Source organism: Pseudomonas knackmussii B13, assembly GCF_000689415.1.
GTDB classification, from domain to species: Bacteria; Pseudomonadota; Gammaproteobacteria; order Pseudomonadales; family Pseudomonadaceae; genus Pseudomonas; species Pseudomonas knackmussii.
Genome location: NZ_HG322950.1, coordinates 5,486,042 through 5,500,687, shown reverse-complemented (window position 1 = coordinate 5,500,687; position 14,646 = coordinate 5,486,042). Strand labels below are relative to the sequence as shown.

Genomic DNA, 14,646 nt, shown 5'->3' with positions numbered 1-14,646 from the left:
CAACGGGGCCGCAAGGCCCCGTTGTCGTTTCTGCGGTGGATATTTCCCCGTGTCTAGGAGCAGATCTCATCCGCGAATCGCGCCGGGGGCCCGGCTATCGCGGAAAAGATCCGCTCCTACAGGCGCTTCTGTCGGCCTCTCGCTGTCGGGGGTTGTTTACAAAATGTTTTTGGCACTATAGTTCCAAATCATAAGAACAACGCCGGAGACCCCGCCATGCGCCGCGCCGCTCTATCTCTCCTCAGCATCGCCGTACTCCTTGCCGCCTGTGGCGAGCAGGACAAACCTACCGCTGCTGTCAGCACGGACTTTCAGAAAGATCTGCAGACCCGGCTGATCAAGGCCAAGGCCGGCGAGGTCATCGAGATTCCGGCGGGCACCTACCACCTAGACCGCAGCCTCAGCCTCAAGGTCGACGGCGTGACCATCCGCGGCGCTGGCATGGACAAGACCATCCTCAACTTCAAGGGCCAGAAGGCCGGGGCGGAGGGGCTGTTCGTCGATGCCTCGGACTTCACCATCGAGAACCTGGCCATCGAAGACACCAGCGGCGACGCGCTCAAGGTGGTCGGCGGCAAGAACATCGTGATCCGCAACATCCGCACCGAGTGGACCAACGGCGCGTCCACCGAGAACGGCGGCTACGGCATCTACCCGGTGCAGACCGAGAACACCCTGCTCGAAGGCAACGTCGCCATAGGCGCATCGGACTCGGGCATCTACGTTGGCCAGTCGCGCAACGTGGTGGTGCGCAACAACCGCGCCGAGCGCAACGTCGCCGGCATCGAGATCGAGAACACCATCGGCGCCGACGTCTACAACAACGTCGCCACCGACAACACCGGTGGCATCCTCGTCTTCAACATGCCCAACCTGCAGCAGCCGGGGCGTGGCTCACGCGTCTTCAACAACGACGTGCAGGGCAACAACCACGAGAACTTCGGCCACAAGGGCACCCCGGTGGCCAGCGTGCCGGCCGGTTCCGGCGTGGTGGTGAACTCCAACGACGACGTGGAGATCTTCGACAACAAGATCGGCAACCACAAAACCGCCAACGTCATCATCAGCAGCTACTACAGCACCAACTATTCGGACAAGGCGACCCAGCCGAACTTCGACCCCTACCCCGAAGGCATCTACATCCACGGCAATACCTTCGGGCCCGGCGGCGACAGCCCCGACCACCTCGAGCTGAAGGCGCTGAAGATCGCCAAGTTCGGCTTGAACGGCCACCTGCCGGACATCCTCTGGGATGGCTACTTCAACCAGAAGAAAGTCGTCGACGGCAAACTGCCGGACAACCTGTCGATCTGCGTCGACAACGGTGACGCGACCCTGGTCAATGTCGACGGCCCGAACGGCTACAAGAACATCAGCACCGACATGAGCAGCCACCGCTGCAAGCTCAACCCGCTGCCGAAGATCGAGCAAGCCGGCCTGGGCGACAAGGGAGGCAAGGCATGACGCGAGCGCCCCACGCCTGGTTGTCGCTCGCCCTGGCCGTTGCGCTGGCCGGGTGCGGGCAGGAGGCGAAGCCGCGCTACCAGCCCGAAGGCGACGACTACCCGCAGACCTTGAGCGGCTGGGGCATGCTGCAGCTGGCCGACGGTCACCTGAAGCCTGTCGCGCAAGTGTTGCCCTACGACCTCAACACCCCGCTGTTCACCGACTATGCGCACAAGTTGCGCACCGTGTGGATGCCCGACGGCCAGTCGGCGAAGTATGCCGACGACCACTTCGACTATCCCTTGGGGACGGTGCTGACCAAGACCTTCTATTACCCCACCGACGGAGCGGGGCAGTTGCTGGAGAACGCCCAGGACGACCGCGACCCGCAGCAGGGCCTGGACCTGGGCAAGGTGCGCCTGATCGAGACCCGCGTGCTGGTGAAGCAGAAGGACGGCTGGACCGCCTTGCCCTACGTCTGGGATGCCAAGCAGAAGGAAGCCACCCTCGAACTGGCCGGCGACAGCCAGCCGCTCGAATTGCAGGACGCGGCCGGGAAGAAGGTCTCTTTCACCTACATGGTGCCGGACGCCAACCAGTGCTCCGAATGCCACGCCGAGCACAAGGGCGGCGGCATCGCCCCGCTGGGCCCGAAGGCGCGTCACCTGAACAAGGACTTCGTCTACGCCGACGGCAGCGACAACCAGCTGAACCACTGGCAGGCGCGCGGCTTCCTGAGCGGCCTGCCGGCGCTGGCGCAGGTGCCGCAGAACGCCCTTTGGGGCCACCCGCGCGCCGGCGAGACGTTGGACAAGCAGGCGCGCAGCTACCTCGACGCCAACTGCGGGCATTGCCACAACCCCAAAGGCGCGGGCCGCACCTCCGGGCTCTACCTCGACGCCCGCGCCGAGTTCGGCGTGAACTACGGCCTGTGCAAGCAGCCGGTGGCGGCCGGCGGCGGTACCGGTGGACGCCTGGAGGACATCCATCCGGGGCATCCGGAGCTCTCGGTGCTGACCTACCGCGTGGGCAGCGACAAGCCCGGCGACATGATGCCGGAGCTGGGCCGCACCCTGGTGCACAAGGAAGGCCTGGAGATGCTGCAACGCTGGATCGCCTCGCTGCCGGGCGGCTGCACCTGATACGGCTCTACCCCCTGTAGGAGCGGGCCATGCCCGCGATTCGCGCGCATGGCGCGCTCCTACAGGAAGGCCTACGCGTTCCCTCCATCGGCCAGACGCGCCGTCTCCTGTCTGTCATACCCAGCGGGCTAGGCTGGTCGTAGCCGGCGCCGTGCCATGCCCCGTTTTCGTGCGCGCTCGCGCCCGGCGTGCACGCTCGGCCCCGCTCTGGTGCCTGGCGCCCCTGCGCAGCCCGCGCCAGGGCCTTGGCTGGCTGGCACGGGACTTGCGCGCAAGCGGTTATCGCCCAGGCCCGCAGGAGGCCCGCCGTGTCGATTCATGTCGCCTTGCAGCATGTCACCCACTATCGCTACGACCGCGCGGTCAACCTCGGGCCGCAACTGGTGCGCCTGCGCCCGGCGCCGCACAGCCGCACGCGCATCCTCGGCTATTCGCTGAAGGTCGTCCCGGGCAAGCACTTCATCAACTGGCAGCAGGACCCGCAGGGCAACTACCTGGCGCGCCTGGTCTTCCCGGAGAAGACCGAAGAGCTGCGCGTGGAGGTGGACTTGGTCGCCGAGATGGCGGTGTTCAACCCCTTCGACTTCTTCCTCGAGCCCTACGCCGAGCAGTTCCCCTTCAGCTACGGTGCCGACGAGCAGCGCGAGCTGGCGCCCTACCTGTCGCGCCAGCCGGCCAGCCCGCTGTTCGCCGAGTACCTCGCCGGCATCCCGCGCGAACCGCGCGCCACCGTGGACTACCTGGTCGACCTGAACCAGCGCCTGGCCCGCGACGTGCGCTACCTGATCCGCATGGAACCGGGTGTGCAGACCCCCGAGGAAACCCTCAAGCTGGCCTCCGGCTCCTGCCGCGACTCGGCCTGGCTGCTGGTGCAGCTGGCGCGCCACCTGGGCCTGGCCGCGCGCTTCGTTTCCGGCTACCTGATCCAGCTCACCGCTGACCAGAAATCCCTCGACGGTCCCAGCGGCACCGAAGTGGACTTCACCGACCTGCACGCCTGGGCCGAGGTCTACCTGCCCGGCGCCGGCTGGATCGGCCTCGACCCCACCTCCGGGCTGTTCGCCGGTGAGGGCCATATCCCGCTCGCGTGCAGTCCCGAGCCTTCCTCGGCGGCGCCGATCAGCGGGGCGCTGGACGAGTGCGAAGTCAGCTTCCGCCACGAGATGCGCGTCGAGCGCGTCTGGGAAGCGCCGCGGGTGACCAAGCCCTACGGCGACGAGCAGTGGCAGGCGATCCTCGACCTGGGCGAGCGCATCGACGCCGACCTCGCAGAACAGGACGTGCGCCTGACCATGGGCGGTGAGCCGACCTTCGTCGCCTTCGACTACCCGGACGACCCCGAGTGGAACACCGCCGCGCTGGGCCCGAACAAGCGCCGCATGGCCGCCGAGCTGTTCCATCGCCTGCGCCGCCACTACGCGCCCAAGGGCCTGGTGCACTTCGGCCAAGGCAAGTGGTACCCCGGCGAGCAGCTGCCGCGCTGGTCGCTGAACTGCTTCTGGCGCCGCGACGGCGAGCCGCTGTGGAACAACCCCATGCTCTACGCGGAAGAGGATCGCAGCTACGGCGCCGATGCGGCCCTCGCGTCGCGCTTCCTGCGCCGCCTGGCCGGGCGCCTGGGGTTGTCCGGCGATACCCAGTTCGCCGCCTACGAGGACTGGCTCTACTACCTCTGGCGCGAACGCCGGCTGCCCAGCAACGTCACCCCGGAAGACGCGCGCCTGGCCGACCCGCTGGAGCGCGAGCGCCTGCGCAAGGTCTTCGAGCGGGGCCTGGGCGAGGTGGTCGGCCACGTGCTGCCGCTGGCGCGCAGTGCGGCAGGCGATCAGTGGGAAAGTGGCCGCTGGTTCCTCCGCGAGGACACCTGCCGGCTGATCCCCGGCGACTCCGCGCTGGGCTACCGCCTGCCGCTGGATTCGCAGCCGTGGGTCAGCGAGGCCGACTATCCCTACGTCAACCCGGCCGACCCGAGCCAGCCACGCCCGCCGCTGCAACGCGCCGCGCAGATGCAGCAGGCGCGCGGACGCATGCCTGGCGGGCCGGACGCCACGCGCCAGCCGTTGATGCACCAGTCCGCCGGCTGGATCACCCGCACCGCGCTCTGCGCCGAGCCGCGCGAGGGGCGGCTGTACCTGTTCATGCCGCCGCTGGCGGAGCTGGAGGCTTACCTGGAGCTGGTCGCCGCCATCGAGGCCACCGCCGGCGAGCTGGGCTGCCCGGTGCTGCTGGAGGGCTACGAGCCACCGGCCGACCCGCGCCTGGTGAACTTCCGCGTCACCCCCGACCCGGGCGTGATCGAAGTGAATATCCATCCCTCGGCGAACTGGGGCGAGCTGGTCGAGCGCACCGAATTCCTCTACGAGGCGGCGCGCCAGTCGCGGCTGTCGAGCGAGAAGTTCATGGTCGACGGCCGCCACGTCGGCACCGGCGGCGGCAACCACTTCGTCCTCGGCGGCGCCACGCCGGGCGACTCGCCCTTCCTGCGTCGGCCGGACCTGCTGCGCAGCCTCATCAGCTACTGGCACAACCATCCATCGCTGTCCTACCTGTTCTCCGGGCTGTTCATCGGCCCGACTTCGCAGGCACCGCGGGTGGACGAGGCGCGCAACGACGCTCTCTATGAACTGGAGATCGCCTTCGCGCAGATGCCCGAGCCGGGCGCCGACTGCCCGCCGTGGCTGGTCGACCGTCTGCTGCGCAACCTGCTGGTGGATGTCACCGGCAATACCCACCGCGCCGAGTTCTGCATCGACAAGCTGTACTCGCCCGACAGCGCCTCCGGGCGACTGGGGCTGCTGGAGCTGCGCGCCTTCGAGATGCCGCCGCATGCGCGCATGAGCCTCGCCCAGCAGTTGCTGCTGCGCGCGCTGGTGTCGCGCTTCTGGACCGAGCCCTACACGCCGCCGAAGCTGGTGCGCTGGGGCACCGAGCTGCACGACCGTTTCCTGCTGCCGCACTTCGTCGAGCAGGACTTCGCCGACGTGGTCCACGAGCTCAACGCCTTCGGCTATCCGCTGCGCAGCGATTGGTTCGCCCCGCACTTCGAATTCCGCTTCCCGAAGTACGGCGACTATGCGGTGAAGGGCATCGACCTCGAGCTGCGCCAGGCCCTGGAGCCCTGGCACGTGCTGGGCGAGGAGGGCGCCACCGGCGGCACCGTGCGCTACGTGGATTCGTCGCTGGAGCGCGTGCAGCTGAAGGTTTCCGGCATGGCGCCGGATCGCTACGTGGTGACCTGCAATGGTCGTCCGGTGCCGCTGCGGCCGACCGGGCAGGTCGGCGAGTTCGTCGCTGCCGTACGCTACCGCGCCTGGCAGCCGGCGTCCTGCCTGCAGCCGACCATCGGCGTGCAGGCGCCGCTGGTTTTCGACATCGTCGATACCTGGATGCAGCGTTCGCTCGGCGGCTGCCAGTACCACGTCAGCCATCCGGGCGGGCGCAGCTACGAGAGCTTCCCGGTGAACGCCTACGAGGCCGAGAGCCGGCGCCTGGCGCGCTTCTTCCGCCATGGCCACACACCCGGGCGGATGGAGGTGGCCTTGCCGCACAGCTCGGCCGAGTTGCCGATGACCCTTGACCTGCGGCGGACATGACCCTGTCCGCCCGCTAAAGTGAGAAGGCCATCCTGCGCGTCGAGTCCCCGATGTCCGAACTGCTCGCCCACTATCCGCTGACCGCCACGGCGTACCACGAACTGCTGGACGCCGAGGGCGCGGTGCGCCCGCACTGGCAGCGCATGCTGCAACGCCTGGAGCGCAGCAGCGTCGCCCAGTTGCGCCAGCGCCAGGCCCTGCTGGCGCGGCAGATCCAGGAAAACGGCGTGACCTACAACGTCTACGCCGACCCCAAGGGCGCCGACCGTCCCTGGGAGCTGGACCTGCTGCCCAACCTGCTGTCCGCGCAGGAGTGGGAGGGCATCGCCAGCGGCGTGGCGCAGCGCGCGCGTCTGCTCAACGCGGTGCTGGCCGATCTCTACGGCGAGCAGAACCTGCTCAGCGAAGGCCTGCTGCCCAGCGAGCTGGTCTACGGTCATCCGAATTTCCTCTGGCCCTGCAGCGGCCTGACCCCGCCCGGCGGCATCTACCTGCACTGCTATGCGGCTGATCTTGCGCGCGACGCCGATGGCCGCTGGCACGTCCTTGCCGACCGCACCCAGGCGCCGTCCGGTGCGGGCTATGCGCTGGAGAACCGGCAGATCGTCTCGCGCGCCTTGCCCGAGCTCTACCGCGACCTGCGCGTGCAATACCTGGCCGGCTACTTCCGCACGTTGCAGGAGACCCTTTCGCAATGCGCCCCGGGCGACGGCGAGACGCCGCTGGTGGTGTTGCTGACGCCGGGGCGATTCAACGAGACCTATTTCGAGCACCTCTACCTGGCGCGCCAGCTCGGCTTCCCGCTGGTCGAGGGGCATGACCTGACGGTGCGCGACGCGACCTTGTACCTGAAGACTCTTGGCGGCCTGCAGCGCGTGCATGCGGTGCTGCGCCGCCTCGACGACGACTTTTGCGATCCGCTGGAGCTGCGTACCGATTCCGCGCTCGGCGTGCCAGGCCTGCTCGATGCCGTTCGCTGCGGCCGCGTGCTGGTGGCCAACGCGCTGGGCAGCGGGGTGCTGGAATCCCCCGGCCTGCTCGGCTTCCTCCCGGCGGCGGCGCGGCGCCTGCTCGGCGAAGAACTGCTGCTGCCGGCCGTGCAGACGCGCTGGTGCGGCGAGCCGGGCGCGGTGAGTAGCGCGCTGGCGGAGCTGGATCACCTGGTAATCAAGCCGGCCTTCCCCTCGCAAAGCTTCGAGCCGCTCTTCGGCCATGCGCTGGATGCTACTGCGCGCGCGGAGCTGGAGGCCCGCCTGGCTGCGCAGCCGCACGCCTATGTCGCGCAACGCCAGGCGCAGCTGTCCCAGGCGCCGGTCTGGCACAGCCACGGCGCGCGGGGCGAGTTGCAGTCGCGGGCCATCGGCATGCGCGTGTTCGTGGTCGCCGGCAGCGACGGCAGTTACTGGGTGATGCCCGGCGGCCTGACGCGGGTGGCCTCGGCGGCGGACGCCGAAGTGGTTTCAATGCAGCGCGGCGGCGCGAGCAAGGACACCTGGGTGCTGGCCGACCTCCCGGTCCACGGCGAGCCCCTGCGGCCGCGCAGCATCGGCGCGCGCGACCTGATCCGCGAAGACCCGTACCTGCCCTCGCGGGTGGTGGAGAACCTGTTCTGGTTCGGCCGCTACGCCGAGCGTTGCGATGACAATGCGCGGCTGCTGCGCGTGGTGCTGTCGCGCTATGTCGATGCCGATGGCGACGAACAAGCCCTACGCAGCGCGCTCGCCCTGGCCAGCGCTCTCGGCGTGTTGCCTCAGGGTGAAGAGCCACTGGAGCAACGTCTGCTCGCGGCCCTGCTCGAAGGCGATTCAGGCAGCAGCCTGAGCGCCAATTTGCGCCGCTTGCACTGGGCCGCCGCGCAGGTGCGCGGACGGCTGTCGCGGGAGAACTGGCTGGCGCTGCTCGAATTGCAGCGCGAGCTGCAGGGGCTGGATCCGCGGCGTACCGAGCTGGGCGACGCCCTGGACTTCCTCAACCGCCTGCTGATGTCGCTGGCGGCGCTGTCCGGCTTCGCCCTCGACGACATGACCCGCGACGACGGCTGGCGCTTCCTGATGATCGGCCGGCGCATCGAACGCATCCAGTTCTTCGCCGACGCCATCGCCGGCTTCCTCGAAGGCGGCGCGGCCTGGGACCCGGGCGCGCTGGAGTGGTTGCTGGAACTGGGCAACAGCACCATCACCTACCGCTCTCGTTACCTGGCCGGACCGCAGCTGATCCCGGTTCTCGACCTGCTCCTGCTGCACGAACAGAACCCGCATGCGCTGTTCTTCCAGTTGCAGGCCCTGGATCGCTCGCTGGAGCGCCTGCACCAGGAGTTCGGCGCGCCGCGCGAAATGGACCTGAAGCACCTCACCGAGCGCCTGCGCAGCTTCGACTTCGCCACTCTGGAAGAGGCGCTGTTCGGCAATGCCGGGCTGGACGAAGTGCTCGCCGGCCTGGCGCGCCTGCTGCGCGAGCTGGCGCGCGGTGCCGGGCAGGTTTCCGATCGACTCGGCCTGCGCTACTTCGCTCACGTCGATGACGTCAGCCAACGCACGGTGTCCACCTGATGGCCTTGCCCCTGGTCTCCAGTCCGCCGGGCGAAGTCGCCCGCTACCAGGTGTTCCACGACACCCGCTACCGCTATGCCGCGCCCGTATCGCTGTCGCAGCAGCTGCTGCACCTGTGGCCGCGCGATTGCCCGTGGCAGCGCTGCCTGGCCCGCGAGCTGCTGATCGAGCCGCTACCGACCCGGCGCAGCGACGGCGTCGACGTTTTCGGCAATCCCCTGACGCGCCTGGCCTTCGAGCGCCCGCATGACGAGTTGCGGGTCGATGCGCGCCTTCAGGTGGAAGTGCTACCGCGCTTGCCGCTGAGCCTGCAGGCCTCGCCGGCCTGGGAGCAGGTGGCTGCTGCGTTGGCTTTCAGCGGACGGCCGCTGGGCCGTGAGGAGCTGGACGCCTGCCGCTACCGGGTGGAATCGCCCTACGTACGGATCAAGCGACAGTTCGCCGAGTTCGGCGCCGACTGCTTCACGCCCGGCCTGCCGCTGCTCGAGGGCGCCGCGCGGCTGATGGGCAAGATCCACGGCGAATTCGCCTTCGATGCCGAGGCGACCCAGGTCGCCACGCCGCTGACCGAAGTGCTGGAGCGCCGCCGCGGCGTTTGCCAGGACTTCGCCCACCTGATGCTCGCCTGCCTGCGTTCGCGCGGGTTGGCCGCGCGCTACGTCAGCGGCTACCTGCTGACCCAGCCGCCGCCCGGGCAGCCGCGACTGATTGGCGCAGACGCCTCGCATGCCTGGGTGTCGCTGTATTGCCCGCAGAACGGCTGGGTGGACTTCGACCCGACCAACGACGTGCTGCCCTCGCTGGAGCACATCACCCTCGCCTGGGGCCGCGATTTCGCTGACGTCTCGCCGCTGCGCGGAGTGATCCTCGGCGGCGGCAGCCACGATCCGGAAGTGCGCGTGACGGTGATGCCGCACTGGGAACTGGCGGTCTGAACGCGCGCAAGCGGGAAAATTGCCCGGCGAGCAAGCTGCGGAGCGCGTGCTAGCTTTTCCGTGGTCGTTTCTCGATCAACGGATGAGGCAAGACCATGGGTGACACCAACATCGTCAATGTGAGTACGGAGAAATTCAACGAGATCTGGGCGCTGGTACAGCAATACGCCCTGGCCTTCGGCATCAAGATCCTCGCCGCCATTGCCTTCTGGATGATCGGCCGCTGGCTGATCGGCATGGCGGTGAACATGGTCGAGAAGGCTCTTGGCCGGCAGAAGGTCGACCCCACGCTGCTGCGCTATGTCGGCTCCTTCATCACCGTGACCCTGAACATCGTCCTGGTGATCGGCATCCTCGGTTACTTCGGCGTGCAGACCACCAGCCTGGCGGCCTTGATCGCCGCCGCCGGCGTGGCCATCGGCATGGCCTGGTCGGGGCTGTTGGCCAACCTCGCCGCCGGCGGCTTCATCATCGTGCTGCGGCCGTTCAAGGTCGGTGATTTCGTCAGCGCCGGCGGTGTCACCGGCACGGTCAAGGAGATCGGCCTGTTCGTCACCGCGATCAACACTCCGGACAACGTGCTGACCCTCGTTGGCAACAACAAGATCTTCGGCGACACCATCCAGAACTTCACGCAGAACGCGTTCCGCCGTGTAGACCTCAAGGCACAGCTGTCCGGCGCCGCCGACTATGCCGCTGCCGCCGCCCTGCTCAAGGAGCGCATCGCGCAGATCCCCAACGTGCTCGCCGAACCGGCTGTGGACGTGGAAATCCTCGAGTTCAACCTGGTCGGCCCGGTACTGGCAGTGCGTCCGTACTGCCACAACGACAACTACTGGCAGGTCTACTTCGACACCAACCGTACCATCAAGGAAGCGCTGGGCACTGGCTTCCCGGCGCCGACCCCGACGCAGAACGTGATCGTTCATCAGGCGCCCGGCAACTAGCGCAGCCGGAGGGGTTCCGGAAAGCACGCTTCGGCGTGCTTTTCGCGTTTCTGAGGGACGCTTCCTACTCCGTCCACGATGAGCGGTCGGCTGGCGCGGACAACCGGACGCCACGTAGGAAGCGTCGGTGCGCCGTCAAAACCCTCCTAGCATCCTGGGGGAAAACCCTTCGCTTACTGATGGACGAAGCCTGCATCGCCGCCTGCACTCGCGCGGCAGCCTGTGCGCTCCCAATGGCCATGCCGAGGATCGCCCATGCAGGACTCCCGTGGATTCACCCTGATCGAAGTGCTGGTCGCGCTGCTGGTGCTGGGCATCGGCGTGCTCGGGTCGCTGGCCTTTCAGGCCAGGGCCCAGCAGCACCTCCTGGACGCGCAATGGCGCGATAGCGCGACCTTGCTGGCCAGCGATCTGCTGGAGCTGATGCGCAGTAACCCAGCAGGCATCGACGGTTATTTCAAAGCGCACGGCGAAGCTTTCCCCGGTGCAACGGGAAATTGTGCCGAGCGCGATCGCCGCGCCGGCGGTGTTGCCGTCGCGCGCGCCGACCTCGCTTGCTGGCGGCAGAGCATCGAGCGGCTGCTGCCGGTAGACGCGGAGCTGCTCGGGCGCGTCGAGATCTGTCGAAGCGCCGCGCCCGGGCAATGTTCGGCGACCGGCAGCGCGGTGCTCGTGCGTCTGTTCTGGTCCGACCGTCGCTCTGGCCTGTGCGAGCAGGAGGTATGCAGCCATGCCCTGCGCGCGGAACTATGAAATGAGGCGGCAGCGCGCCCTGGCGCTGGTCGAGCTGCTGGTGGCCTTGGCGCTGGGCGGCTTCCTGGTGCTGGGCATCACCCAGCTGTTCCTCGACGGCAAGCGGCATTACGGGGTTCAGCAGGGGCAACTGGCCAACCAGGAGAACGCCCGGCTCGCCATCCAGCTCATCAGCCGGCTGGTGGCGCAGGCGGGTTATCGCACCAGGCCCGAGCAGGATTCGCCTGAAGCGGCCTTTGGGGCTATGCCCGCGAGTGGCGGCTGTCCCGCCTTCGCCAGCGGTCAGAGCATTGCCCTCGCACATGCTGGCGACGGTCGCCGCGCCGAGCTGTGTGTGCGCTATCAGCGCGGCTTCGAAGCGCAGGAGGCGGACTGCACGGGCAACCCGCTGGCCTTCTCCGCGCAGCCGCTCAACGTGGTGGCGCGCCTGAGTTTCGACAGCCTCGCCGGCGAGCTGGGTTGTGCTTCCCGCGTCGAGAGCGCTGTGGGTTTCGCCAGTAGCAGCGTGCTGGTCGATGGGCTGCTGGATTTTCAGTTCCAGCCACTTCCCCGGCCGCGGGACCCGCTCCAGGCCATCGGTATCGCCCTGCTGTTCGCCAGTGAGCAGCATGCGGCCGACGGCATCGCCAGCGAGCGCCCGGAACACTGGCGCGCGCTCAGCGGAAGGCGACTCGAACTGCCCGCCGGGGACCATCGGCTGCTGCACCTCAGCCAGCTCAGCCTGGCGCTGCGGAGCATTGGCCCATGAAGCGCAGACAGGTTGGCGCGGTGCTTCTGGTAGCGCTGCTCATGCTGCTGATGCTGACCCTGCTGGCGATGACCGGCATGCGCGCGGCGCAGCTGGAGTTCCGCCTGGTGGGCAATGGTTCCGAGCAACGGAGAGTCTTCAATGCCGCCGAGTCCGCGCTGCGCGAAGGCGAGCGGCGTCTGGCGCAGATGACCGGGCCCGAGGACGGGCGGGGGGAAGACTGCCGCGCGGCGCAGGCGCTTTGCGTGCTGCAGGTCGAGCAAGTGCGTGATGTCCACGACGAGCGCTGGCGCTGGCTGTGGCAGGGCGATCCGCAGCGCTGGTGGGCGGCGCCGGGCAATGCGCGGGACTACCGCGGCTCCGACGGGCTCACGCGCTTCGAGCCGGCGCCGCGCCTGCATGCGGCGTACTTCGCCAGCGATGGCGAGGGATTGAACCTCGGCAATCTCGGCGAGGCGATTCCGCGTACCGACTTCTACTACGTCGATGCCTATGCCAGCGGCGACGCCGGACGTGCGCCGGTGATCCTGCAAGTGGTGTACGCGCGGCGCTATGCCAATTGAGGACAACCCATGAAGCACCCTTTCGCGGGCGCGTCAGCGCTCGTCTTTTGCCTGGTCTTCCAGGTGCAGGCGGAGGTCAGCCAATTGCCCTTGTGCCTTGCCTCCGTATCAGCGCCTGCGGTTGAGGCCGGTTCCCATGGCTACGTCGCGAGCTTCGACAGCGCGGACTGGAGCGGCGATCTCACGCGCTACCGGCTGCAACCGAACGGCCAGCGTGAAGCGCTGTGGAGCGCCAGGGCGCGGCTCGAAGCGCAGGGCATGGTGCGCCGTGTGCTGATGCATCGAGATGGCGAACTGGTCGATTTCCGTTGGGCCAATCTCGATGCGTCGCAGCAGGCGGCGCTTGATCGTCCTCCGGAGGGGGAGCCGGATGGGCTGGGGCGCGAACGCCTGGCGTTCCTGCGCGGTGAGCGTGGAGAGGAAGAACGACTCTTTCGTCAGCGCAGTTCGGTGCTCGGCGACATCGTCAATTCGACTCCGTTGCTGATCGGTCCGCCGTCGCGCAATGCACGGGCGCTCGACCGCCTCGAGGGCGACCTGCAGGCGCAGCGCTACAGTGCGTTCAAGGCTGCCCAGGGGCAGCGCCCGAGCGTCCTGTACGTCGGCGCCAACGACGGCATGCTGCACGCCTTTGCGGTTGACAGTGGCGACGAGCTCTTCGCCTTCGTGCCCAGCGCTGTCATCGGCGAGCTCAACCAGTTGGCCGATCCGGGATACGTCGGCGACCGGCATCGCTACTTCGTCGACGGGCCGCTGGTGGCCGAGGATGTCTACATCGACGGTGACTGGCACACCGTGCTGGTCGGCAGCCTTGGCGGCGGGGGGCGAGGGTTCTTTGCGCTGGACGTGAGCGATCCGCGGAGCCCGCGGTTGCTCTGGGAGATCGACGCCAGCGAACGCTTCGCCGAGCTCGGTTTCGGCTTGCCGCGTCCGAGCCTGGTACGGCTGAGCGATGGGCGCTGGGTAGTGCTGGCAGCGAACGGCTATGGCAGCCGGAACGACAGGGCGCTGCTCTATCTGATCGACATCGGCAGCGGCCGCCTGCTGCAGGCCCTGGCTGCGAACGACCACAGCGGCGTGCCCAACGGGCTTTCCAGCCCACGAGCCGTGGATATCGATGGCGATGGCATCGCCGACTACGCCTATGCCGGGGACCTGCTCGGCAATCTCTGGCGCTTCGACCTGGCTGCCGGTACCGAAGGGGCACGCACCGCATTCGCCGGGCGCCCGCTGTTCGCGGCCCGCGATGCTGCCGAGCGTCCACAGCCGATCAGCGCCGCGCCGCGAGTGATCCGCCATCCCACCGGTGAGGGCCTGCTGGTGCTGTTTGGCACCGGCAAGTTCTTCGAGGAAGCCGACGCTCGACCTGCGGTTGGCAGGCCAATGAGCCTCTACGGCATCTGGGATCGGCATACGGCGGGCGAGGCCGCACTCGGCACGCCGCGCATCACCCGCACCGATCTGCAGCGACAGGTGCTCGGGGCCGAGGACGCAGCGGGGCGCCGAAGCCTCAGCCGTCATCCGGTGGTCTGGCGAGTGGAGAAGGACCCCGAGGCGCGGGTGAAGCAATGGGGCTGGTATGTCGATTTGCCGGAGGCGGGCGAGCGGTCGATCGCCGACCCGGTCAGCAGCGGCCAACTGGCGCTGTTCACCACCCTGGCGCCGAATGCCGATCCCTGTAGCGGAGTGGTCAGCCGCCTGCTGGCCGTCGATCCGCGCACCGGTGGGGCGCCGCAGGTCGATGCGCTCGATGCAAACCATGACGGGAGCATCGACGAGGCCGACCGTCGCGAGGGCGAAGTCGTGGCCAGCTTGCGACTCGTCGTCGGCGACAGTGGCTTGTCGTACGCATTCGATCTGGCCAGTGGCCTGGGCATTGCCCTGGGCCGCAGCGAGACAGTGCGCTTCTTTGACGGCGTGCGGCCCGGCCGGCAGAGCTGGCGCGTACTGGAGGGCGGCCTGTGAAGCGC

General features: G+C 68.2%; 10 protein-coding genes. All 10 read left to right on the top strand.

Features of this window, described 5'->3' with window-relative positions; translation table 11 throughout:
* Positions 1 to 216 precede the first annotated feature (216 nt).
* Positions 217 to 1,464: a parallel beta-helix domain-containing protein gene (locus PKB_RS25800; protein ID WP_043255722.1), complete on the top strand. Its 1,248-nt coding sequence runs from the start codon at positions 217 to 219 to the stop codon at positions 1,462 to 1,464.
* Positions 1,461 to 2,588 (top strand): SO2930 family diheme c-type cytochrome, encoded by a 1,128-nt coding sequence (locus PKB_RS25795; RefSeq protein ID WP_043255720.1) that lies wholly within the window; start codon positions 1,461 to 1,463, stop codon positions 2,586 to 2,588. Before PKB_RS25800 ends, PKB_RS25795 begins: the two co-directional genes overlap by 4 nt.
* 308 nt (positions 2,589 to 2,896) lie before the next feature.
* Positions 2,897 to 6,181 carry a transglutaminase family protein gene (locus PKB_RS25790; protein WP_043255718.1) on the top strand — a complete coding sequence of 1,095 codons (3,285 nt, stop codon included), beginning with the start codon at positions 2,897 to 2,899 and terminating at the stop codon, positions 6,179 to 6,181.
* A gap of 50 nt (positions 6,182 to 6,231) precedes the next feature.
* Complete coding sequence (locus tag PKB_RS25785; RefSeq protein WP_043255716.1) at positions 6,232 to 8,730, top strand: circularly permuted type 2 ATP-grasp protein; 2,499 nt, start codon at positions 6,232 to 6,234, stop codon at positions 8,728 to 8,730.
* Positions 8,730 to 9,665: a transglutaminase family protein gene (locus PKB_RS25780; RefSeq protein WP_043255714.1), complete on the top strand. Its 936-nt coding sequence runs from the start codon at positions 8,730 to 8,732 to the stop codon at positions 9,663 to 9,665. The genes PKB_RS25785 and PKB_RS25780 overlap by 1 nt, the downstream gene beginning before the upstream one ends.
* A 95-nt stretch (positions 9,666 to 9,760) precedes the next feature.
* Entirely contained in the window at positions 9,761 to 10,612 is an 852-nt protein-coding gene (locus PKB_RS25775) for a mechanosensitive ion channel family protein (protein ID WP_043255712.1), read from the top strand.
* A gap of 255 nt (positions 10,613 to 10,867) precedes the next feature.
* Positions 10,868 to 11,365, top strand: a complete 498-nt coding sequence (gene pilV, locus PKB_RS25770; RefSeq protein WP_052355392.1) for a type IV pilus modification protein PilV — start codon at positions 10,868 to 10,870, stop codon at positions 11,363 to 11,365.
* A 1-nt stretch (position 11,366) separates the two neighbouring features.
* Positions 11,367 to 12,113: a PilW family protein gene (locus PKB_RS28870; protein WP_052355391.1), complete on the top strand. Its 747-nt coding sequence runs from the start codon at positions 11,367 to 11,369 to the stop codon at positions 12,111 to 12,113.
* Positions 12,110 to 12,676 carry a pilus assembly PilX family protein gene (locus PKB_RS28865; protein ID WP_052355390.1) on the top strand — a complete coding sequence of 189 codons (567 nt, stop codon included), beginning with the start codon at positions 12,110 to 12,112 and terminating at the stop codon, positions 12,674 to 12,676. Before PKB_RS28870 ends, PKB_RS28865 begins: the two co-directional genes overlap by 4 nt.
* 9 nt (positions 12,677 to 12,685) lie before the next feature.
* A complete protein-coding gene (locus PKB_RS25755) occupies positions 12,686 to 14,641 on the top strand; it encodes a pilus assembly protein (RefSeq protein ID WP_052355389.1) in 1,956 nt (651 codons plus the stop codon).
* Positions 14,642 to 14,646: the final 5 nt, after the last annotated feature.

Bases quoted from the DNA above. Each gene is read 5' to 3' on its own strand.
- PKB_RS25800 (WP_043255722.1), top strand. From the start codon at position 217: ATGCGCCGCGCCGCTCTATCTCTCCTCAGCATCGCCGTACTCCTTGCC.
- PKB_RS25795 (WP_043255720.1), top strand. From the start codon at position 1,461: ATGACGCGAGCGCCCCACGCCTGGTTGTCGCTCGCCCTGGCCGTTGCG.
- PKB_RS25785 (WP_043255716.1), top strand. From the start codon at position 6,232: ATGTCCGAACTGCTCGCCCACTATCCGCTGACCGCCACGGCGTACCAC.
- PKB_RS25780 (WP_043255714.1), top strand. From the start codon at position 8,730: ATGGCCTTGCCCCTGGTCTCCAGTCCGCCGGGCGAAGTCGCCCGCTAC.
- PKB_RS25775 (WP_043255712.1), top strand. From the start codon at position 9,761: ATGGGTGACACCAACATCGTCAATGTGAGTACGGAGAAATTCAACGAG.
- pilV (WP_052355392.1), top strand. From the start codon at position 10,868: ATGCAGGACTCCCGTGGATTCACCCTGATCGAAGTGCTGGTCGCGCTG.
- PKB_RS28870 (WP_052355391.1), top strand. From the start codon at position 11,367: ATGAGGCGGCAGCGCGCCCTGGCGCTGGTCGAGCTGCTGGTGGCCTTG.
- PKB_RS28865 (WP_052355390.1), top strand. From the start codon at position 12,110: ATGAAGCGCAGACAGGTTGGCGCGGTGCTTCTGGTAGCGCTGCTCATG.
- PKB_RS25755 (WP_052355389.1), top strand. From the start codon at position 12,686: ATGAAGCACCCTTTCGCGGGCGCGTCAGCGCTCGTCTTTTGCCTGGTC.